The organism is Actinopolyspora sabaoui (assembly GCF_051225635.1).
In the GTDB taxonomy this organism is placed as follows: domain Bacteria; phylum Actinomycetota; class Actinomycetes; order Mycobacteriales; family Pseudonocardiaceae; genus Actinopolyspora.
Genome location: NZ_JBMIHH010000008.1, coordinates 131490 through 152239, shown reverse-complemented (window position 1 = coordinate 152239; position 20750 = coordinate 131490). Strand labels below are relative to the sequence as shown.

At 66.5% G+C, this 20750-nt stretch carries 14 protein-coding genes; 9 read left to right on the top strand and 5 right to left on the bottom strand.

Annotated features, from left to right (window positions below; all coding sequences use genetic code 11):
* Nucleotides 1-98: 98 nt before the first annotated feature.
* The 7 genes from ACOQFL_RS16425 (at nucleotide 99) to ACOQFL_RS16395 (ending at nucleotide 8534) form a co-directional block, all read left to right on the top strand.
* Nucleotides 99-1364, top strand: coding sequence for an NAD(P)/FAD-dependent oxidoreductase (locus ACOQFL_RS16425; RefSeq protein ID WP_435545053.1), 1266 nt, complete (start codon nucleotides 99-101; stop codon nucleotides 1362-1364).
* A 26-nt stretch (nucleotides 1365-1390) separates the two neighbouring features.
* The gene (locus tag ACOQFL_RS16420) at nucleotides 1391-2122 is read left to right on the top strand and encodes a GreA/GreB family elongation factor (RefSeq protein ID WP_435545052.1); all 732 of its coding nucleotides are present in this window, start codon (nucleotides 1391-1393) and stop codon (nucleotides 2120-2122) included.
* 985 nt (nucleotides 2123-3107) lie between these two features.
* The gene (locus tag ACOQFL_RS16415; RefSeq protein WP_435545051.1) at nucleotides 3108-4475 is read left to right on the top strand and encodes an MFS transporter; all 1368 of its coding nucleotides are present in this window, start codon (nucleotides 3108-3110) and stop codon (nucleotides 4473-4475) included.
* Nucleotides 4472-5692 (top strand): M24 family metallopeptidase, encoded by a 1221-nt coding sequence (locus ACOQFL_RS16410; protein ID WP_435545050.1) that lies wholly within the window; start codon nucleotides 4472-4474, stop codon nucleotides 5690-5692. The genes ACOQFL_RS16415 and ACOQFL_RS16410 overlap by 4 nt, the downstream gene beginning before the upstream one ends.
* A 104-nt stretch (nucleotides 5693-5796) precedes the next feature.
* A complete protein-coding gene (locus ACOQFL_RS16405; protein WP_435545049.1) occupies nucleotides 5797-6618 on the top strand; it encodes an IclR family transcriptional regulator in 822 nt (273 codons plus the stop codon).
* Between the two features lie 163 nt (nucleotides 6619-6781).
* Nucleotides 6782-7456, top strand: coding sequence for a haloacid dehalogenase type II (locus ACOQFL_RS16400; RefSeq protein ID WP_435545048.1), 675 nt, complete (start codon nucleotides 6782-6784; stop codon nucleotides 7454-7456).
* Between the two features lie 262 nt (nucleotides 7457-7718).
* The gene (locus ACOQFL_RS16395; RefSeq protein ID WP_435545047.1) at nucleotides 7719-8534 is read left to right on the top strand and encodes an alpha/beta fold hydrolase; all 816 of its coding nucleotides are present in this window, start codon (nucleotides 7719-7721) and stop codon (nucleotides 8532-8534) included.
* Nucleotides 8535-8738: 204 nt separating this feature from the next.
* Here the strand turns inward: ACOQFL_RS16395 and ACOQFL_RS16390 are convergent, their stop codons facing one another.
* The 5 genes from ACOQFL_RS16390 to ACOQFL_RS16370 form a co-directional block, all read right to left on the bottom strand.
* The gene (locus ACOQFL_RS16390; protein ID WP_435545046.1) at nucleotides 8739-11699 is read right to left on the bottom strand and encodes a glycosyl hydrolase; all 2961 of its coding nucleotides are present in this window, start codon (nucleotides 11697-11699) and stop codon (nucleotides 8739-8741) included.
* Nucleotides 11696-14908 carry a family 78 glycoside hydrolase catalytic domain gene (locus ACOQFL_RS16385; RefSeq protein ID WP_435545045.1) on the bottom strand — a complete coding sequence of 1071 codons (3213 nt, stop codon included), beginning with the start codon at nucleotides 14906-14908 and terminating at the stop codon, nucleotides 11696-11698. Before ACOQFL_RS16385 ends, ACOQFL_RS16390 begins: the two co-directional genes overlap by 4 nt.
* A 1172-nt stretch (nucleotides 14909-16080) precedes the next feature.
* Nucleotides 16081-16347: a DUF6480 family protein gene (locus ACOQFL_RS16380; protein ID WP_435545044.1), complete on the bottom strand. Its 267-nt coding sequence runs from the start codon at nucleotides 16345-16347 to the stop codon at nucleotides 16081-16083.
* A gap of 884 nt (nucleotides 16348-17231) precedes the next feature.
* Nucleotides 17232-17795, bottom strand: coding sequence for a GAF domain-containing protein (locus ACOQFL_RS16375; protein WP_435545043.1), 564 nt, complete (start codon nucleotides 17793-17795; stop codon nucleotides 17232-17234).
* Nucleotides 17796-18623: 828 nt separating this feature from the next.
* Nucleotides 18624-19409 (bottom strand): OBAP family protein, encoded by a 786-nt coding sequence (locus ACOQFL_RS16370; RefSeq protein WP_435545148.1) that lies wholly within the window; start codon nucleotides 19407-19409, stop codon nucleotides 18624-18626.
* 169 nt (nucleotides 19410-19578) lie between these two features.
* On the opposite strand from ACOQFL_RS16370, the gene ACOQFL_RS16365 reads away from it, so the two are divergent.
* A complete protein-coding gene (locus ACOQFL_RS16365) occupies nucleotides 19579-20418 on the top strand; it encodes an MBL fold metallo-hydrolase (protein ID WP_435545042.1) in 840 nt (279 codons plus the stop codon).
* A 199-nt stretch (nucleotides 20419-20617) separates the two neighbouring features.
* On the top strand, nucleotides 20618-20746 hold the full coding sequence (locus tag ACOQFL_RS16360) for a hypothetical protein (protein ID WP_435545041.1): 129 nt from the start codon (nucleotides 20618-20620) through the stop codon (nucleotides 20744-20746).
* Nucleotides 20747-20750: the final 4 nt, after the last annotated feature.

The following is a 20750-nucleotide window of genomic DNA, read 5'->3' as shown; positions in this document are numbered from 1 at the left end:
CAGGACCCGCGATGATTGTTCATTCTGCACAAGCCGCCCTGTCAGCTGTGACGACATACTGAAAACGAGAGCGTCTGGGCGAGATGGGGAGGACGAGCATGTCTCGAGTGGGCGAAGGCGCGAGTACGGCCCCGAGTACCACCGTGGTGGTCGGCGCCGGGATTGTCGGGCTGTCCACGGCGTGGTTCCTGCAGGAGCGTGGGATCAACGTGACCGTGCTCGACCGTCGTGGTGTGGCCACCGGGGCTTCGTGGGGCAATGCGGGTCTCCTTTCGCCCGGGCTGGCGGTACCGCTCAACGAACCGGCCGTACTCCGGTACGGTATGCGCTCACTGCTGGATCCCGGCGCCCCGCTGCACATCCCCTTCTCTTGGAAGCCGGGGTTGTGGCGGTTCCTCCTGCGGTTCGCCGCCCACTGCACCTGGAAAAGCTGGGGGCGAGCGATACGAGCCAACCTGCCGTTGAACTCTGAGTGTCTGGAAGCATTCGACGTGCTCACGGCTAACGGAGTGCGCTCCGAAACAGTCGAGGCACCGATCACCGCCGTGTTCGAAACACCTCGACAGGCAACCGGTCTGCTACGCGAGTTCCGGCTCTTGAGCCGTGCCGGCCAGAACGTTGCGTACGAAATGTTGACCGCCGAGGAGGTACGCGCTCAGCTGCCGCAGGCCTCAGAACGCATCGGCGTCGGCATCCGGCTGGAGGGGCAGCGCTTCGTCGACCCCGGCGCGTTCGTCACAGCATTGGCGGAGTCGGTGCGCGCGCGGGGCGGCACGATCCGGACGGACTTCGAGGTGGCCGACGTGCACTCGCGAGGCCGTACCGCGAGCCTCACGTCACAGACAGGGGAAAGCCTCTCCGCGGAGGCGGCCGTACTCGCCACCGGTTCCTGGCTGGACCAACTCGTGCGCCCCCGGCGGTTGCGGGCATCGGTGCATGCCGGACGCGGTTACTCGTTCACGGTTCCCACCACGGAGCCCGTCCCCGGCCCCATGTATCTGCCCGAGGTCCGTGTGGCCTGCACTCCGTACGCGGACGGGTTGCGCGTCGCGGGCACGATGGAGTTCCGCGAACCGGACGACGCACTCGACCCCACTCGTATCGAGGCGATCATTGCCTCCGCACGTCCGTACCTCACTGGTGTGAGTTGGGAAGAACGCACCGACGAGTGGGTGGGTCCTCGACCGGTGACCTCGGACGGTTATCCGCTGATCGGTTCAGTAACCCCCGGAACGAACATCTACGTGGCCGGCGGGCACGGCATGTGGGGGCTCACCCATGGCCCCCTCACGGGGCGCCTGCTCGCCGAGACCATAACCACGGGCAAGCGCAGCGAGGAACTCCGCGCATTCGACCCCGCCTGAATCCGACCACCTCTCGAGGAATTCCGATGTGCACAGCGGAAGGTTGTCACCAGCACCCTCCACTCGTCACTGACGGGCAGGAAGAATTGGACCGGCTGCGCAGCGAGAACAATCTGCTGCGTACCGAACGCAACATGCTGCTGCGCCTGGCCACCGAATTCGCCCACGATGCCGGTCTGATTCCCACCTCAACAGTCGAAACCACAGCGCATATCGGCGAGCAGCACGAGGACGAAACCATGAACACCGCACAGGACCACCCGGTCTGGCTCACAAAATCATCCTACGAGAATCTCCGCGCCGAGCTGGCAGCATTGCGCGATGAACGCGTCTCTTTCTCGGAACCGGATACCGAAGGGAAAAACGAGATCGATGCGGACCACATCACAGACGCGAACCGCCGTCATGCCCGCATCCGACAGATCCAAGATCTCCTGAACCGAGCGGTAGTCGGCGAGATCCCACCCGACGACGGCATCGCCGAGCCCGGCATGATCCTCACCGTCCGCTTCGACGACGAGGACGATACCGAAACCTTCCTCCTCGGGACACGTACCGGTGAGACCACAGATGACCTCGAGGTGTACTCACCCGAAGCGCCCCTCGGGGCAGCGCTGCTCGGCGCGCGGGAAGGCGAACGTCACAGCTACACCACCCCCGCGGGCACGACGGTTCACGTGACTCTCCTCCGAGCCGAGCCGTACGGCCCGGAGCTCGGAACATCCCCCCGGGAGGGAACTGACACAAAAACCGTGTAGCCGCAGTGCGGGTGATTGCTGATCCGTGGTGGGCCGGTACTGTCTCGACAACACTCGTGAGGGCGACGGAGGCAGGTCCCGACGGATCATCCACGCGCGGCGCCACTGCCAGGCGGTTCCAGTGACGGGACAGCGGAAACGAACACGTCAACGGGCTCACTCGGTCGGCAAAACGCCACGCACCCCGAGCGATCGGCACAGGTGTGCGTCGAGGGGCGCGACAGCGTCGACCCTGTCCGGCACCCGCCGGAATCCCCCGGAACCGGCCTCCGGTAACGAGCCGAGCCGGCGACCGGCTGCTGCAGCACAGCCGGAAGACAACTGGACAATGCCTGCCGCACTCGGACCGTGTCCCATCCCACCCCGGCCGTACGGGCCGAACGGACACGCGAATTCGGCATCGACGCGGCTCGCGTTCCCGCTCCGGAAGGAGCCGAACGGATGATCATCGTGTTGCCGATGGAGCCGTCGGAGACGACGCAACCACCTCCCGGCATTGTGATGTCGGGGTGGCGCGGTCGACCGCCAGGCACTGGGCGATAACCAGCTGTGAGCGCCACCATCCCACTCATCGGTCCGCACGAATCTCGATGAGTCGCGATTCCATCACCGCACGTGTCACGAGCACCCCCACGAGGATTTCTTCCCACCGCCGTTACGGCGCCCCGACCGCGAGAAAGCAGCGGGGCGTGACACAGATCTCGCACCAATGTTGCTTGAAAAACAACGCCGTTGCAACGATATCCATTCGTTACTCACTCATACCCACACCAGGAAAAACCAAGATGAACAAACCGACCACACTGTTACGCAGCGGAAAGCAACACCGGGCCCCGAACCCCAGGGATGTTGACACTCCCCGAGTCGCTACTTACGTTTCGTCCAATGCAACGTTGTTGTACAAAATCCAGCACGGATTCAACGGGAAACGGCCCTGCCGAGGCGCTGCTGCGCCGTCGGCTCGACCCGCACGGGGGTGGGTTACATGCCTTCCGTACCTGTTGATCCCACCCACTCGCCCCGACAGCCCGCGGCATCGACGATGCGCAGGGTCGTGAGCGCGAGCTTCATCGGCAACCTGGTCGAGTGGTTCGACTACGCCGTCTACGGCTACCTCGCCACCACGATCGCCGGTGTCTTCTTCCCCACGAGTTCCCCCACTGCCGGTCTGCTGGCCACGTTCAGCGTTTTCGCACTGTCGTTCGTCATCCGTCCCGTGGGTGGGCTCTTCTGGGGCCACTTCGGCGACCGGGTCGGCAGGCGCACCGCTCTGTCACTGTCAATCCTGATCATGTCCGCGGCGACCTTCGTGATCGCCCTGCTGCCGGGATACGCCTACCTCGGCATCGCAGCACCCCTGTTGCTGCTGGTCACCAGGCTCGTGCAGGGTTTCTCCGCGGCGGGCGAGTACGCGGGCGCTTCGGCGTTCCTCTACGAATACGCCCCGCGGAACCGCAGGGGCTTCTACACCGGTGTGGTGCCCGCGAGCACCGCCGCCGGACTCCTGCTCGGCTCGCTCGTGGTCACGTCGCTGACCACGACCCTCTCGGACGAGGCGATGTCCTCCTGGGGATGGCGCGTTCCGTTCCTGCTCGCGGCGCCGCTGGGGCTCATCGGCCGCTACATCCGGCTGAAACTCGAGGACACCCCCGAGTACCGGGAACTGGAGCACCAGCAGTCGGCCACGCAAGCCCCGCTGAAGGAGACCTTCACCCACAACAAGAGCAGGCTTTTGATCGCTTTCGGCGCGGCCAGCCTCAACGCTGTCGGGTTCTACATGCTTCTCAGCTACATGCCGACCTACCTGTCCAACGAGCTCGGCATGGGTGAGACGAGCTCGTTCGTGTCCACCAGTGTCACGCTCGTCGTCTACATCGCCGCGGTGCTCACGATGGGTCGGCTGTCGGACCGGGTCGGTCGAGTCAAGATGCTCACCACCGCCGGAGTGCTCTTCGCCGTGCTGACGGTCCCGGTGTTCCTCCTGATCGGAGTCAGTGGTCTGGTCGGTGTAGTACTGATTCACACGGCACTGGGGCTCGTGCTCAGCACGAACGACGGCACCCTTCCCGCTTTCCTGGCCGAGCTGTTCCCGACCCGGGTCCGCTACAGCGGTTTCGCGTTCAGTTTCAACACGGCCAACGCGCTCTTCGGAGGGACGGCCCCCTTCGTGGCCACCTCCCTGATCCACGCGAGCGGAAGCCCGATCGCCCCCGCGTGGTACCTCGCGGCCGCCGGGCTCGCCGCGGCGCTGGTCATGCTCGCCGCACGTCACAGTTCCCCCGGAGACGACCCTCCGGAGTCGATCCAGGAACCCCAGCACACCGCAGAGCAGCAGAACGGATTCGCCCGATGAACACGGAACGACTCAAAACCATCCACAACGGAGAACGCGTCGTCCCGACGTTCTCCGAGACCGAGATGCGGCGCCGCGTGGCCGCGCTACGCGAGCACATGACCGCATCCGGTGTGGACGCGGTGGTGTTCACCAGTTACCACAACGTCAACTACTACAGCGACTTCCTCTACACCGCGTTCGGGCGTAACTACGCGTTGGTGGTCACCCACGACAGCCATGTGACGGTCTCGGCCAACATCGACGCGGGCCAACCGTGGCGGCGCAGTTTCGGTGACAACATCGTCTACACCGACTGGCAACGCGACAACTACCAGCACGCCATCGCCACGGTGCTCTCCGACGCCGGAGTCACCCGCGGCCGCCTCGGTGTCGAGGACGACGACATCCCGCCGATGCTGCGCGCCCAACTCGCCGCGACCCTGCCCGGATTCGAGCTCGTCGACGTCTCCGCGGCGGCCATGGCGCAACGGATGGTCAAGTCGGCCGAGGAGATCGCTCTGATCAAGCAGGGCGCGCGCATCGCCGACCTCGGCGGAGCCGCCGTGGTCGATGCCATCACCGAAGGCGTCCCCGAGTACGAGGTCGCTCTCGCGGGAACCCAGGCGATGGTCCGGGAAATCGCGCGCACCTTTCCCGAGACCGAGCTGCGCGACACCTGGGTTTGGTTCCAGTCCGGGGTCAACACCGACGGAGCCCACAACTGGCCCACCTCTCGGCAGGTCCGGCGCGGTGACATTCTCAGCCTGAACTGCTTCCCCATGATCGCCGGGTACTACACGGCGCTGGAACGCACCCTCGTGTACGGCGAGCCCACGGAAGCGCAGCTGCGGCACTGGAGGGTCAACACCACCGTGCACGAGCGCGGCCTGGAACTCATCCGACCGGGCGCGGTCTGTGCCGACATCGCCGCGGAGCTGAACAAGGTCTACGAGAACGAGGGACTACTCGAGCACCGGACCTTCGGGTACGGCCACTCCTTCGGGGTGCTGTCGCACTACTACGGCCGGGAAGCGGGCTTGGAGCTGCGCGAGGACATCACCACCGTTCTCGAACCGGGCATGGTGGTGTCGATGGAACCGATGATCACCATTCCGGAGGGACAGCCAGGCGCGGGCGGGTACCGCGAGCATGACATCCTCGTGGTCACCGAGAACGGTGCCGAGAACATCACTGGCTTCCCCTACGGACCCGACCACAACATCCTCCCCGCCTGACGGCGGCCCGCAGGCTGTTCCGGTCTCCGCCCTCACCCGAGGGGCGGAGACCGGCGGCGTCGCGGCCGACGCGATGTGCGGTGGCACAGGAGCACAGCACGATCATGACCGACAACGACGGGCTCGATCAGCAGGAACCGAGGAACGCGTCCTCGATGCTGCGCAACGGCATCCGCATTCTGCACGCCTTCTCCGTGGACGAGCCCGCCCTCGGGGTCACCGAGATCTCGCGCAGGGTGGACCTGCACAAGAGCACGGTCTCCCGACTACTGCATCAGCTCGAACAGATGGACCTTGTCCTGCGGGATCAGGAAAGCGGTCGCTTTCGGCTCGGTCTGGGTCTGATCGGCATAGCCGGTCCCCTGCTCGCCAATCTCGACGTGCGTCGCCTGGCCTACCCTTCGCTGGAGCGCCTCTCCGAACGCACCGGCGAGACCAGCGCCCTGCTCGTGTGGAGCGGTCACGAGTCCGTCTCGGTCGAACAGGTCGCCAGCCCGAAACAAGTCAAGCACACCAGCCCCATCGGAACCCGCTACACCACCTCGGCCAGTGCGTCGGTGCAGGTGTTCCTCGCCGAACTCCCCGAGGGGCGAGTCCGAGAACTGCTGGAACGGGGGCTGTTGGGTCCCACCCCCCACGACGAGTCCGATGTGAGTGCCTACCTCGAACGACTCGCGACCGTTCGCGAGTCCGGCGTGGCCGTCAACGCGGGAGAGACCCACGTGGAGGAAGTCGGTATCAGCGCACCCGTGCGCGATCACCGCGGGCATCTCGCCGCCGCCCTGCTGCTGTCGGCTCCCAGCTTCCGCGTCTCCCCCGAACTACGCGCCCACTTGGCCGAAACCGTGCGCGAGACGGCCGCCGAGATTTCCACCCGGCTCGGCGCGAACAAGGGTGGCGAGACGCACATGCCACCGCCCCTCTGACCCCCGCGAGCACGCCGAACGAGCACCAGCACATCGGTCGAGCACCTGTGCAGCCGGGCGGAGCCGAAAGGACAAGAGCGCACGCCCTTGGTCGCGCGGCAGGCACCGGAGTGCCATCGTGGACGTGACCGGTGCGGCTTCGTCCGAATACCTGGAGACAAGCATGGCGCGAACGCCTTCCGTAGTGGTTTTCGACGTCAACGAGACCCTGTCCGACATGTCTCCGATAGCCGATCGGTTCACCGAAATCGGCGCCCCCCAAAACCTGGCCAAAACGTGGTTCGCCGCGGTACTGCGGGACGGCTTCGCGCTGACCGCCGCAGGCAGCCCGGAGCGGTTCGCCGTGCTCGCGGACAGTGCACTGCGCACGCTGCTGAACGACCTCCGGCTCGACCGCGACGTCGACGAGGCTGTGGAGCACGTCCTGTCCGGCTTCATGGACCTACCGGTCCACCCCGACGTGCCGGACGGAGCGCGAGCACTGCGCGCGGCCGGGTTCCGCCTGGTGACGTTGAGCAACGGGTCGACGCGGGTCGCCGAGCGGTTGCTCACCCGCGCGGGCATCCGCCAGGCGTTCGAGGTGTTGCTGTCCGTCGAGGACGCCGGAATCTGGAAACCCGCCCGAGGCGCGTACGAGTACGCCGCCCGGACGTGCGGTACCGATCCGGCCGAGATGCTGCTCGTGGCCGTGCACCCATGGGACATCGACGGCGCGGCCCGTGCGGGGATGAGCACGGCGTGGCTCAACCGCAGTGGGGCCCCGTACCCCGCGCACTTCACCCGCCCCGAGCACACCGCGCCGACGCTGAACGAGCTTTCGGACAGACTCACCGGGTGAGCCCGAAGCGGGCTCCGGCCATGGGAGGCTCTTCCGCTCGGCATCGAACAGCCCGCTTCTCGGCCGGCGGCAACTGTACCACTCACCCCCCGAATGCATGGGTGTCGTGCCGAACGACCAGCGGCTGCTCAGCACCGCGGAGAGCGGGGGAAGTCTCCGGCACAACGCCCGAGAGGAGGGACTTCACGTTGCCGCACCGCGTTCGTTCCGGGAGGGTCGGCACGAGCTGGGGAACACACGGCGACGATTCGAGGAGGATGCGATGCACGAAAACACGGCCGTGGTCGAGGGCATCCCGATGCGCTGGCTCGAGCACGGGGAGGGAGCTCCCGTGGTACTCGTGCACGGCATCCCCACCTCACCGGAGCTGTGGCGACACGTCGTGCCGCTGGTCGACGGAGGACGGTGCCTGGCGTGGGAGATGCTCGGCTACGGTACGAGCATCCCGGTCGGGCGCGGTCGGGACATCTCCGTAGCCCAGCAGGCCGACTATCTCGCCAAGTGGCTGGATCACCTCGGTATCGAGCAAGCGGTACTGGTGGGGCACGACCTCGGCGGTGGCGTGGTGCAGAATCTCGCCACGCAGCACCGCTCGCGGGTGGCCGGAGTCGTGTTCACCAACTCGATCTGCTACGACTCCTGGCCGATCCCGAGTGTGGAAGCGATGCAGCGGGGGAAAACGTTCCTGCGTCGGATGCCCGACACCGCCGTCTACCCGATGTTCGTGTCCCTACTGCGACGCGGCCACGACAATGCCGTGCGCGCCGGTGAGTCGATCGGGCAGCACTGGCGGCACTACGTCACGCACGGCGCGGCAAGCGCCCTCGTCCAGCAGACCAGCGCCCTCGACGTGGCGGACACCAGGGCCGTGTCCGACCGATTGCCCCAACTGGACGTACCGGCACGGGTGGTATGGGGAGCCGCCGACCGGTTCCAGAAGCTGCACTACGGTCGGCGCCTGGCCCACGACCTGGGCACCGAACTGCGGCGCATCGACCGTGGGCGCCACTTCACCCCCGAGGACCACCCCGAGCCGATCGCTGCCGCGATCGCCGACGTCATGCGGCAAGCCACGTGAAAAATTCTCGTGTTCCGTGGGGACTCACGAGGGTGGCGGTACCGGCGGCAGGTGGCGCACGCGCCCCCTGGGGAATTCATACTCCGTGGCTGCGCACGCTCCGTACGTCTTTCCCGAGGAGCGCACGACAACCAGCTTCACCTCCCCACCGAGCTCCGAAGATCCGCGGGCGCGCGACGCGTCGCGCGCCCGCGGCCACCCCGGCTACTTCAGGCGGGCCTGGCCGTACGGGACGAGGCGAACGGGACCGGCGAGGCCGTAACGCGAACGGTCGACCGCCCCGTACACGTCCGGACGAAAGACGCGCATCCGATTGAGCAGCGTCGATGCCGTTTCGATCTCGATCGTGTTGCGTCCCCTGCGGAGGAAACCGCCCAGATCGACGACCCCGGTCTGCTGATCGGCAGGCGGCAGCGCCTTGCCGTTCACCGAGACGCGGAACGTGTCGGAGACCTCCCCGAGATGCAGGTACGCGCCGTGCCCACCCGTCCAGGCGGGTCCGAGGTGGACCGTGGCCGAATACCGACCCACCCCGGAAACATCCGCCAGACCGGGCAGTTCCGTCCACGGCACCGGGGAATCGAGTTCCCTCTCGTGGCTACGGACGTCCGTCTCGGTGGGCGAGTCACCGGGACGCCAGTCCTCGACTGTCAACTTCCAGTCCGTGAGTGGGATCTCGTCCGGCACCGAGTCGATCCGCGTCGAAACGCTCCGTCCGTTCGCCAACGTCGAGCGGTACGTCCCGCTCGAAGCGGCGCGCAGCACCACTCGGCCGTCGATCTCGGTGACCGTGTCCGCATCGGTGGACCGCACGTTGCTCCCCCTGCGGACGCCGTCACCGAGCCAGTTCGGCCGGGCCAGCACGATCACGGTAGCCGCTCCGGGGTCCAGACGGACCCGCAACCGGACGTTGCCCCGTCCGGCCTCGTGGACCCAAGCCCGCTCGACTCCGCCGGTCCACAGATCGAGACGGTACGGGATCACCGGCCGTACGGTGGTGGCGAAGGTGACGTCGTGATCGACCACCTCGTCCTCGGAACCGTTGACGAAGTAGTAGTACTCGGCGTCCTCGTCATGGCGACGTGCGTGCAGCAGCGGTGAGGATTCGGCGTAGCGCACGTCCGGCCGCAACCCCAGCGCAGCCACCCCGTCCGCGATCCCCGCACGGCTGTCGACGCGGTACACCGAGGGCTGCGCGAGCAACCGCGCCATGACCTCGGTGAGCTTTTCGTTCTCGCCGGGTTCGGGAACGCCCGGAACCGTGGGCGAGTCCCAGCTACCGACCGCGAGGATAGGCAGGCCGTCGCGGGCGAACTCGAGCAACCGCCGCGCCGCAGCCAACGGCATCGTCTCCACCTTCCCGTTGAAGGCGTCGCCCTCGAACACGAGCATCTTGTACCCGGGGCCGTCCGGTGCCAGCCTGCCGTCCGCCACTCGCGCAGAGGGAAGTTCGAGCAGCCGCGGGCTGAGGAACTGGTGCGTCCAACCACGGGGAATGCCCTCGGGGGTGAACCAGGCCGCACCGAAACCGGTGCCCGCGTAGCCCTTCTGGCGGAGGAAGGCCACGTCGACCCGCGACGTCCCGCTCTGCAGCACGAACTGCGAACGTGCCATGAACCCCGCGATATCGGGAGCGTGTCGCCAGATCGGGTGCCGTGGTCCCCACGACTCGCTGTAGCCGACACCGCCGTCGTAAGGGGTGAACGCGGCGAATCCGGGCCACTGGGCTCCCGGTGCGTTGGCGTAGGAGAACCCGTGCAGCACCGCCTGGTTGACGCCCGCGGCGTATTCACGGGAAACCGTGCGCACGACGTGGTCCCACGTGGTGCTGTAAGAGCCGCCGTAGACGGCGGCGGACTCGCTGGAGAGCCGCTTGTTGCCGCCCATGTCGCGGCCACCCGCCAGCGAGCGGAAGTCGTCGAGGTTGTTGAAACCCAGCGACTCGCCTTCGGGCGTGTCCACGACCGCGGAGCTCGCCAACGCGTCGGTCTCCAGACCGTACGGCTGGATGCGCAATCCGAGCCCGAGGCCGTGCAACCATTCCCGCAGCGGGCGCAGGTGGTGCTCGATGTAGAGCTCGGAGCGGACGTCGTTGAGATCGTCGGACACCCGACGGTCGGTCACGCCGTCGTAGGAGAACACGCCGTCCTCGTGCATCCGCAGCACGACCGGCAGGTACGGCAACAGGTCGTATCCCTTGCGCCGCCGGAACTCGTCGAACATCGCCGGTGTCCACAGCGTCGCTTCGGTTTCCAGCTCGATGGAGTCCTCGAACATGGATCCGCCGGTGCGCCGGATCAGTTCCCGGAGTCGCGGAGTGAGGATCTCCCCTTCCCAGAAATCGATCACGGCCTGGGTACCCGCCGCGCTGAAGTGGTCGACGACGTAGGACGCCGGTTCGGTGTGCGGGCCTGCTTCCGGGCGCTGGCCCGAGCCGCGCAGCCAGGTGGCGATGATCAGCCAGGTACCGTCGTCAGGGGCGGTGAACCCGACGTGTCCGTCGCGCACGGAGGCGGTGAGGTCGGTGACGCTCGCCCGGTCCAGCCGGTACGGCTTCTCCATGGCCGCGCCGTCGGCGAGCCGGGCGGCCTGCACCGTGTACAACCGGCGCTCGGTGACACCGGAGGCGGGTTCGACCGCCGGGCCGGGCACCTCGCCGTCATAGCTGCCGCCGTCGATCTTCACGAGCCCGTGCGCCAACTCGCTCACGGCTGCCGTGCTCTGCGGAGTCACGGTGGGCAATGCGGCGGGCCACGACGGTCCGATCGTGATGTCGACGGTCACGTCGCGCTCGGCCGCCCTGCCCAGCGCGGCTTCCACCGCCGCGACCCACGGTCGAGTTCCCCAACCGTGCTCGGCCGGGTCCAACGGCTCCTCGACGCTGTGGTGCACATCCGCGATCTCGACACCGCCGAATCCGGCGTCGGCGATCTGGTCGATCTCCCGCGCGATCTCCGTCGGGTCGACCAGGCCGTGTGGCCACCACCAGCGGAACCTGCCCTGCACCGTACGGGGCGGGCCGGCGAACGCCTCGGCGAAGGCACCCGCGTGGCCCCCCTGCGCCGCGGCCGCCTTGCCGCCCCCCGGAAGGCTCCACGGCAGGGCGGCCGCGACGCCCGCCCCGGCCGTCGCCGCGAGAATGGTTCGTCTGGATACCTCGTTCATCGGTGACCTCCACCCTGGTGCAGTTGTGAGCTGAAGTTGTAGTTGCCCGGCCCGACCGAGTAGACGGCACAGCCGTCCGTATAGGACTCGAACTTCACTTCCTTCGAAGCGCGGACATGACGACCGTTGAGCCACACCGCCTGCGGACGGATCGTGGGAACGTGGATCTCGCCGACCGAGTTGGCCGGGATGACGACGTCGAGCTCGAAATCCCGACTGCCGCGTCCTTCCAGCCGCCAGGAGCTGCTGATCCGGCCGCGTGGACCGTCGTAGTACCCCTCGACGTGAGTGAGCGGATGCTCGTCGGTGCCGACGAGTCGAGGTTTGACGACGACCTTCTCGTAGGCGACGGAACCGGGTGCGCGCCGGATCCCGGCCAAGGCCGTGCTGAACCACTCGTCGATCTGCAGCAGGATCATGTGGTTCAGCGACGAACTGTTCTCCGGGGCGTGCCAGTGCTCCGGAACGGTGGTCATGCCGTGGGGGTTCATCTCACTGGGCTGGAGGAAAGCCCCGTAGCTCGGCCTGGTGGTCTCGTGCAGCACGTCCCAGACGAGGTCGGCGCGCCCGCCATCGGTCAGTGCGCGGAAGATGGGGCCGAGCGAGATCGTTCCGCCACTGAGGTGCGGCCTCCCACCCGAGGGATGGTAGGCGTGGATCCGCCGGACCAGGTCGTCGAGGACGTGTTTCTCCTGCCCGTCCGGGACCAGCCCCGCGTCCAGCGCCAGCGCGTCGTCGGCCTGGGTGCCGACCGTGCCACCGTTGCCCTCGTTGGTGTAAGCGCGGAGCTCGTCGTTGAAGAAACGGGCGTTGAACTCGGTCTTGATATCCGCTGCGAGGTTGCTGTAGCGCCGCGCGTCGGCGCTCTTGCCGAGTGCGGCGGCCATCCGCGCCAAGTTGTCGGTCATCCGGTAGTAGGCGTAGGTGCCCGTCAGCAACTTCGGGGTGCGGTCGTCCGCGGCCACCCAGTCGCCGAGTCCGCCACGGACCAGGTTCGTACCGCCGTCCGCACCGGCCTGCACCGTGCGGACGAAATCGTGGTAGCCGACCATGTCCGGGTAGTACTCGGCCATTGTGGCGGTGTCACCGTGGTGCTGCCACAGCCACCACGGCACGACGATCACCGAACTTCCCCAGTTGATGTCGTCGCGGTAGCCACCGCCGAACACCGGGAACTCCGGGGCGTGGGCGGGAACCATCCCCGCGCTGGGGCCCGAGACGAGCTGGGCTTCGCGCATCACCCGCTGCATGTGCGGCAGATAGGCCGACATCTCGAAGTTGCGATCGATGGCCTGGAGCGAATGCAGCACGTCGGCCAGCCAGCCCAGTTTCTCCCGGTTGGGACAGTCGGTGAAGATCGACTGCGTGTTGCTGGCGATCGAGTGGGTGCTCATCCGATGGATCCGGTTGACCATGTCACTGGAGGTGGACACGTCGCCGGAGACGTCCATCGACGCGCGGATCGGCAGCGCGGTCAACATCCCGCTCGTCACCCGGTGGCCGGAGGGAAGTCCGGTGACCTGGACGTACTGGAAGCCGTGGTACACGAACCGCGGCCGCCACTTCTCTCCCCGCTGTGCTCCCGCGGTGGTGTAGGTGTCGTAGATGTGCTCGTCGCTGCCCATGCTGGACGCGTCGACGGTGCCGTCGCCGTGCAGCGACTCGGCGGGCTGCATCTTGAGCACGGTTCCGGCGGGCACCGAGCCGTCGACACTGAGGTCGAACAGCGCGGAGAAGTTCTGTCCGAAGTCGAACACCCAGGTTCCCGGGTTCGGTTCGGTGACGGCCACCGGAGCGACGGTGTCGACGACCTTGACCGGATTTCCCTGCCGCCAGGCGAGATCGGTCGCCAGATTGGGCGGCGGGGCGATGCCCGCGGCGATCCAGCCGGTCGGTTCACCGTTCCTGCGCGTGGCCGTCTTCGACAGGTCGGCACCCGGCTGGTCCCAGCCGGGCTGTTCGCGGCGCGCGTCGTAGTCGGTGCCCGCGTACCAGTTGTCGGTGACCGACGGGCCGAGCGCGGTGCGCCACTGCCGGTCGGTGACGAGCGTGTCGGTGGATCCGTCCGCGTAGCTGACTTCCAGGCGCGCCAGCAGGCGCGGGCTGATCGCGGTACGGGTCTCGTTGGCGGTGCCGGAGTGGGTGACGGTGCCACCCGTGTCGTGCCCGTGGACGAGGGGCTCGGTGAAGCCGATGCCGCTGCCGTCCGCACCGGCGGTGCCCACCTTCGTGATGACACGGCTTTCCAGCCGGGTGCCGCCGCCTCCGGTATCGATGTTCACCGTGGCCCCGACGTCGAAACCGTCGACATCGGCCACCCTGATGCTCGTGTCACCGGCCTCGCTCGCCGCGGCCAGCGTCGTCGGCCGCACGATCTCACTGGAGAATTTGGTGTAGACCTCGGTTCGCCCCACGGCCGGATTGGTGACCTCGACGGCGTTGAAGATGCCGTTGCCGAGTTGGACCCCGAGAACGTTCGGGCCGCTTTCCAGCAGTTCGGTGACGTCGTAGGTCCCCGCCTCGACCGACCGCTGCGGGTTGGAGTCGCCGGGCAGGTGCACGGCGTCGGTGACTCGCCTGCCGTTCAACGTGGCCTCGTAGGCGCCGAGGCCCGCCAAATAGAGCCGTGCCCGATTTACGGTTCTGCCGTCGTCGACGGTGAACTCACGAGCGAAGACCGGTAGTGGAGCGGCGTTGTCGCGGTCGGGATGCTCGATCCAAACAGCGGGCGACCAGTCGGACCGGTCCAGCAGTCCGAGCTCCCACGTCGACGGAGCGCTCCACTCCGAAACCGTGCCGTGGGCGTCGGTGATCCGCACCTGCCAGTAGACCCGCTGCCGCGCGCCGAGGGGCTTACCGGCATAGGCGACCCCGGTCGAAGTGCCGGATCGCACCCAGCCGGTGTCCCACAGATCCGGTGTGGACAGTTTGGCTCGGCTGCTCGCGGCGCGAATCCGGTAAGCGTGCTGGGTTCCCCACTCCGGACGCCAGGCGAGCAGCGGCGTGCGGTTGTCCACACCCAGCGGCTGGTCGAACCGTCCCGCGACCGACAAACCGCCGACCGAGTCCCGGCCAGCGGCGGCTGTCGCTGCTTCACTCCCGACACCAACCGTGGTGCCGCCGACGGCCAGTCCCGCGGCCCCGAAGGCCGTTACCCGGAGAAATTTCCTGCGGGACACACCGTCCGACTCCGATGACATCTCAGCCATGAGCACGTCTTCCTTCTCGCTGGTCGCGTCTTACCAATAGGACCTGGAGCCCGCCGTCGCGAATCCCGGCCCGAGCAATCGAACTGAAACGTTCAAATACAACCCACATCGCCACCACCTCGAATGATCCGGATCATCGCGGACATCACGAAGATCGCACGCAACACAGCTGAACAGGGGTTCCGCGGAAAAACAGAAACCAGCGGAATCAGCCGAGCGGTGAGTTGCCGCCGGCCACCAAAGTCGATTTCACCGGAAAGTCACACCCTGCTCGGACGCGCACAACCGCACAGACTTCCACACCATACGGAAATAAAGAACTCAGCGTTCTAACGACGCGTGAACACACGCGGAAACGGGACCGCACATCTTCCCGTCCATCAACTCATCGGATAATCGGAAAGAACTGCCCCCATCCTTTTTCCGCATCCGTGCGACCAGCGGCGCATCGCCGAACAAGCGTCGAGCCGCTTCGCACCACTGTCGACGGCCCGTGAAGGTGCTCTCGGTGACCGACAGCCCGGGAAACAGGACGGATTCCCGGCGGGTCACCGAGACTCCGTGGGCATTCGATTCCACGGTGGAGTCGAAGACCGTCCCGCAACGAGCCGGCCTCGACGCGCGGCGAGCCCGAACAGAGCGACACCTCCTTCCCGAACTGCTCGGAGACGCCATGCAGCGCGAGAGCCACTCCGGCTGCCACCGGTACCGACATCGGACCCTCCCTATATGAAACGTTTCACGGACTATGACAGCGATCACCCCTCGAAGCAAGACCTCAGTTCGACAAAGTATCGAAACACCTGGCAGAGGAAGTTTCCTCAATGCTTTCGGTCTCGAACGAGCACGATCCGACTATTGTGACGTTTCATTACCGAGTGTCCTGCCAACAACGCGCAGCGACAGCGGCAACGGCCGTTCGAGCAGCGTGCAAGACATCCTTCTCCCGAGCTCGCAGCCCGTGCCGCCACCCAGGCCACACAGTCCTACTGCTCCCCTGTCCGGTGGAGCAGGCAATCCTTCGAGTGCTCGCCACGGTAAGTGCCGCGCCCGCTCACGTGCGCGGTTCGATCTATCCCACCAAGTCGTCGGCCAGGCATCTGGCCACAGTGAGTGACCACGGTCCTCGTCGGTGTGGTCGCCGGTCGGGCCGCGGAATCGGCCGGACGTGCTCAGAACAGCCCCAGCAGATGCCCGGCCACGAAACCCGCGACCGCCAACACCACGAGGGCGACGGCGACGAGAGTCACCACAGGCGTCCAACGGGTCGGGCCCTTTTCCTGGTGCGACAAACCCGAAAGCCCTCCCTCCGCCGGAGGTGTGTCACCCGGAGGCACCCCACCACCGGAGTCGAGGGCGGGTGTGGAGTCCGGATCGGGACCGGGAGTCGAATCCGGCTCACGACCGCGGTTCGGCTCGTCAGGCGTGGACGAGGTCATCGGTTCCTTCTTCCCAAGAATGCACCACCACGCCACAGGCGGTTCCGCCGGACGTGATGCTCGTGCTCCTCGAGTTCCAGGGTGAGGGCTCACCGAGCAGCGTGCATCCCTGGTGTTGGACAGGGTGAGCAAAGAGAAGCACCGACCACGTGAACGACCTCGGACAGCTCCGAAACCACCAGTCCGCCCCATCGCCACTCCTCGGTGTATTACGACTCCGCGAGGCTGTTCCGAACCACGCGCCGGGCGAGCTTCGGAGCGCCGGAAACATCAGGAGTCGACGGGCTGAGCAGGTGCTCGCCCATGAGGGCACAGGAGAACGCGACTTGGATGAGCACGACCGCGTTGCGAACTCGGCGTCGTGCTTCGGCCAGGAGGGCGTTCCGGTAGCGGGCCCCACTCGGCGCAGCGGTAGAAGATCGTCGCGAACCTCCAAGCCTGTTCCCGCCTCCGGCAAGGCCGTCATCCCTTCGACGGGGACCGCGATAGTTCGCACGTGGTCGAGGCGTCCGGGTAGGAACTACCGCCGACCTCGCCGGGTAGCCACGCCATCTGGCCACTGGTGCCCTCCCGGTCGCATCGCACGTTCGACCACCGCTAATTCGGAATCACGAATTCGGCAGTCACTCGTGGCGTACTCGCCGAAATCTTCGTACGCTTCCGGCATTACCGCACTCTCGCGCGTCGCTCGAACACGTTCACCGGATTTTTCCATATTCCCGGCTTCCGCCACTACATTGGTGGCAGGTATCCCGTTACTTCCTCAGCCGAGGAGGATTCGTGGACTCCGGATTCAACGCCCGGGATGAGGGCGTACTGAGCACAGGCCCAGAATCCGCCGAGCACCGCATGTTCCTGTCGGCGATCCCGACGCCAGAGAGGGACTACGACTCCGCGGTGTCCGGTTGTTCCTGCAACGCCGGGTGTCGCTGACCATGTGGGCGGGTCGCGGCGACCGCGACTGCGGCGTGCGAGCTCAGCAACCACCCCACGTGCTCGGCGTGCTCGGTGAACGCCTGCGGCTGCGAGGAGTAGAGATCCAGCGCGGCATAGGTCTCCGCAGCGGTGTAGAGCTGAAGTCCCATCATGCTGGCGATACCCAGTTTTCGAGCTTCGGGCGCATAACGCGGCCAGCTCGTCACCCGTTGGTTCAGGTCAACCAGACGATATACCGACTGGTTGTGGAAGACGGCGTCGAAACACGGGCCTTCGCCGAGCTCTCCCTGCAACCGGTCCGACTCCACGACCAGGTCACTGGTCGCGGCCGGGGTTTCCACCCGTTGGTGGCGGTGCACCAGCAGGATGCCGGCGTGCTCACAACCGTCCACCAGGTCCCGGGCATGCTGGACGAGGCGTTCCAGGGTGTGCTCGACACTCTGCTGAGCCAGCAGATCCCGCGACATGTACGCCAGCGAGTCCGCCGTTTCGCGCCACGACTGTGTGCTCATGTTTCGCTCCTCTGCTGTTTCCTGCTTCGGGGAGAGTCCGGGACCAGGAGCGCTCAGTACCTCCGGAGCGTCCCTCCACCGCTCCCTCCGCCACATCCGTGTCCAACGCCATCCGCTCGTTACTGTGGAGTTGAGTCCCGGGCCGCTGGCGCGTTGGGCACCCGGATGGTTCCGTTGAGTGCGGTTGCGAGGGCCGTCCACGGGATAGGGCACGAGAAACAGTGCCGTCCCCCGGTGGCTCGAAGCGGAGAACAGCGGAGTTCGGGCCAGGTTTCACAACAGCTCCAGCAGGGAGGTAACGAGCGGGGTGCGAGCCGCTCACAGCGGCCTCACTCGCCACCCCGGCCACGCGGACCGCTGCACCGGGGAGAGCGTGCCGCACGGACCTGCTCGCGCCGAAACCGTCATCGACCCTCCACTTCGGCGGACAGCACAGGATCCGATCGCACACCGCGTGACCCTCCGGTCGGCTCCCTGAAACGATGGAACGGTTCCGCCGGGGGTCCGGATCACGCCGATGAAATCTCGGCGAGTGCGGTGACCGCCCTCCACAGTCGATCTGACCACAGCGATACCCCGCCTGCGGACGATTAAACGTCGCGGAAGCCACGGGAGGCAACGAGGACGATCTTTCACCCACACCGCCGTAGCCAGTGGCGATAACTCACTCGGGCGGCACGGCACTCGGAACGAGTGCGGAACGGTAAGAACGCTCGGGAGATACTCGCTGGTCAGCGTGACTGCTCATCCGGAGCGCGGCTGAGTGTGCGGTAGACGGCTGAATATGCGGTAGACGGCCGGGGGCGAGCAGCTCGATGAGGTCGGGGACTATCGCTTGAAGTCTTTCTCCTCCAGGCTTGTCTGCACGGTCCGACCACTTTCCCAGGGGTTGGCCCCCGGCACGATCGTCGGTGTCGGAATGTCAGCCCGATTCTGTCGCATGTGCGGGGTCGAGAGGCCGAGCGCGCGGTCTCGGCCGTGGATCAGTACCTCGTGGGCCTGCCCATCGTCGGTGAAGCCCATCATCAGTTGCGGGAGGCCGTACGGGAAGTCGTCGCGGTCGTACTGCCACGTGTGGAAGGTCTTGCCATAGGTACTCACGAGGTCGTTGAAGTAGGCGTGTTCGGCGATCTCGGGTATACCCGGGGCGGTCAGGAGGCCCGACTTGACCTCGTAGTGGTGGCTGTGCCACAACCGTTTCTCCTCGTCCGGAAGGTCGCGGAAACGCTCCTCACTGATGATGTATTCGATCCCGATCAAACGGGCATCCGGCGCGTTGCGGTCGAAAATCACGCATTGATGCAGGTCATGACGCAGGTGGATGCAGAAATGCGTGGCCTCGACCTGCCGACCCATCTCGTCGGCGTACATGTGGAAACCATTGAGGTAAGTGCTCATGGCTTCCAACGGGTATTTCGGCTGCATGAGGCCGGCTCCCAGGTCGAGTGCTCGATGCAGGGGAGGATGGCCCTGCCCAACCTTGAGGGTCGCCACCGCTTTGCGCCCCGCCAGCACGCTGAGCGCAGCCGCCACTCCGCTGGCAACACCGAGACCGAGGACGCCGGGCCAGCCCCGGCGAGAGCGCGATGAGCGCGACGTGTGGTGTGGTGTCATAGCTGCACGAATACCCAGGATTTCGGATGTCGAACCGGAAGGGTCCATTTGCTCCGCTGTCTCGCGTGGAGGCGATCCGGTCGCTGCGGCCCGTAGCGTTTGACGGGCAGTACAGCACGGGTAGCTCTGCGGGCACGGACCGTGAAACCGTAAGTCAGGGGGCTGGGTGATGCACGCATCGTCGAGGCCTTCCACAGCCGCCCCGGGAGATTTAGCTGAGGGCAGCGTGTATTTCATCGGGAACGCGACCACGTTGATCCGGTACGGCGGATTCACGATTCTGACCGACCCCACGTTTCTGCACTCCGGTGATCACGTGCACCTTGGCCACGGCATGTACGCTCGCCGCGAAATCGAACCCGCCTGTCAGGTCGCCGATCTGCCGCCGCTGGACTTCGTGGTGCTCTCACACCACCACGGGGACCACTTCGACGAGGTCGCCGCCGAACAGTTGGACAAGACCGTTCCCATCATCACCACCGAACACGCTGTAGGGCTCCTCTCCGAACAGGGCTTCACCCAAGGGCACGCGTTGGATACTTGGCAGAGCCGAACCGTGACCAAAGGCGACAACGAGGTCCGCGTTACCTCGATGCCCGCCAAACATGCCCCTGACCCGGTGGCGGGGATGCTGCCGCCGACCATGGGAAGCATGATGGACTTCAGTAGGGGCTCGCACCGGGCCTTTCGTCTCTACATCAGCGGCGACACCCTCCTGCACGATCGGCTGCACGACATCCCCCAGCGCTACCCGGGTATCGATCTGGCGCTGGTGCACGCCGGCGGGACCACCCTGCTGGGCACCGTAGTCACCATGACCGGAAGCCAAGCCGTGCGAGCCGTGGAGATCGTCGAGCCGCGCACCGCCGTGCCCATCCACTACAACGACTACTCGGTATTCCAGTCCGGCTTGGACGACATCAAGCGGGCCGCGGCCCGCTCCGCCACCTCAGCGAAGTTCCACTATCTCCACCACGGCGAGACCTACCACTTCCGCCCCGGCACCTGACGGATTCGTCGCTCCTGGGAGCCGTCCGGAAATGGCACGGCAGTCAGCACGGAACCACCATTCCATCCCACCTCGACGGTGGGAACGCCTTTCCGACGCTCGGCGGCGAACCTCGTGAACGGGGCTCGCCGAGCAGCCGGTCCTCTCCGAACGTGGGCCGAGGCACGTACGCAAGCCGCGCGCCGACGAGGTGTCTGCAGTGGCGCGGGACGAACAGCGTTCGGGTACCGGAGCGGGCCACCACATCCGTACGCTGCCGCGGCAGAAGCAGTGGAGCAGCGACGAGGGCCCCACGGTGGCCGCACCGGCCTTCCTCGCCGCGACGTAGCACG

Bases quoted from the DNA above. Each gene is read 5' to 3' on its own strand.
- ACOQFL_RS16425 (WP_435545053.1), top strand. From the start codon at position 99: ATGTCTCGAGTGGGCGAAGGCGCGAGTACGGCCCCGAGTACCACCGTG.
- ACOQFL_RS16420 (WP_435545052.1), top strand. From the start codon at position 1,391: ATGTGCACAGCGGAAGGTTGTCACCAGCACCCTCCACTCGTCACTGAC.
- ACOQFL_RS16415 (WP_435545051.1), top strand. From the start codon at position 3,108: ATGCCTTCCGTACCTGTTGATCCCACCCACTCGCCCCGACAGCCCGCG.
- ACOQFL_RS16410 (WP_435545050.1), top strand. From the start codon at position 4,472: ATGAACACGGAACGACTCAAAACCATCCACAACGGAGAACGCGTCGTC.
- ACOQFL_RS16405 (WP_435545049.1), top strand. From the start codon at position 5,797: ATGACCGACAACGACGGGCTCGATCAGCAGGAACCGAGGAACGCGTCC.
- ACOQFL_RS16400 (WP_435545048.1), top strand. From the start codon at position 6,782: ATGGCGCGAACGCCTTCCGTAGTGGTTTTCGACGTCAACGAGACCCTG.
- ACOQFL_RS16395 (WP_435545047.1), top strand. From the start codon at position 7,719: ATGCACGAAAACACGGCCGTGGTCGAGGGCATCCCGATGCGCTGGCTC.
- ACOQFL_RS16390 (WP_435545046.1), bottom strand. From the start codon at position 11,699: ATGAACGAGGTATCCAGACGAACCATTCTCGCGGCGACGGCCGGGGCG.
- ACOQFL_RS16385 (WP_435545045.1), bottom strand. From the start codon at position 14,908: ATGGCTGAGATGTCATCGGAGTCGGACGGTGTGTCCCGCAGGAAATTT.
- ACOQFL_RS16380 (WP_435545044.1), bottom strand. From the start codon at position 16,347: ATGACCTCGTCCACGCCTGACGAGCCGAACCGCGGTCGTGAGCCGGAT.
- ACOQFL_RS16375 (WP_435545043.1), bottom strand. From the start codon at position 17,795: ATGAGCACACAGTCGTGGCGCGAAACGGCGGACTCGCTGGCGTACATG.
- ACOQFL_RS16370 (WP_435545148.1), bottom strand. From the start codon at position 19,409: ATGACACCACACCACACGTCGCGCTCATCGCGCTCTCGCCGGGGCTGG.
- ACOQFL_RS16365 (WP_435545042.1), top strand. From the start codon at position 19,579: ATGCACGCATCGTCGAGGCCTTCCACAGCCGCCCCGGGAGATTTAGCT.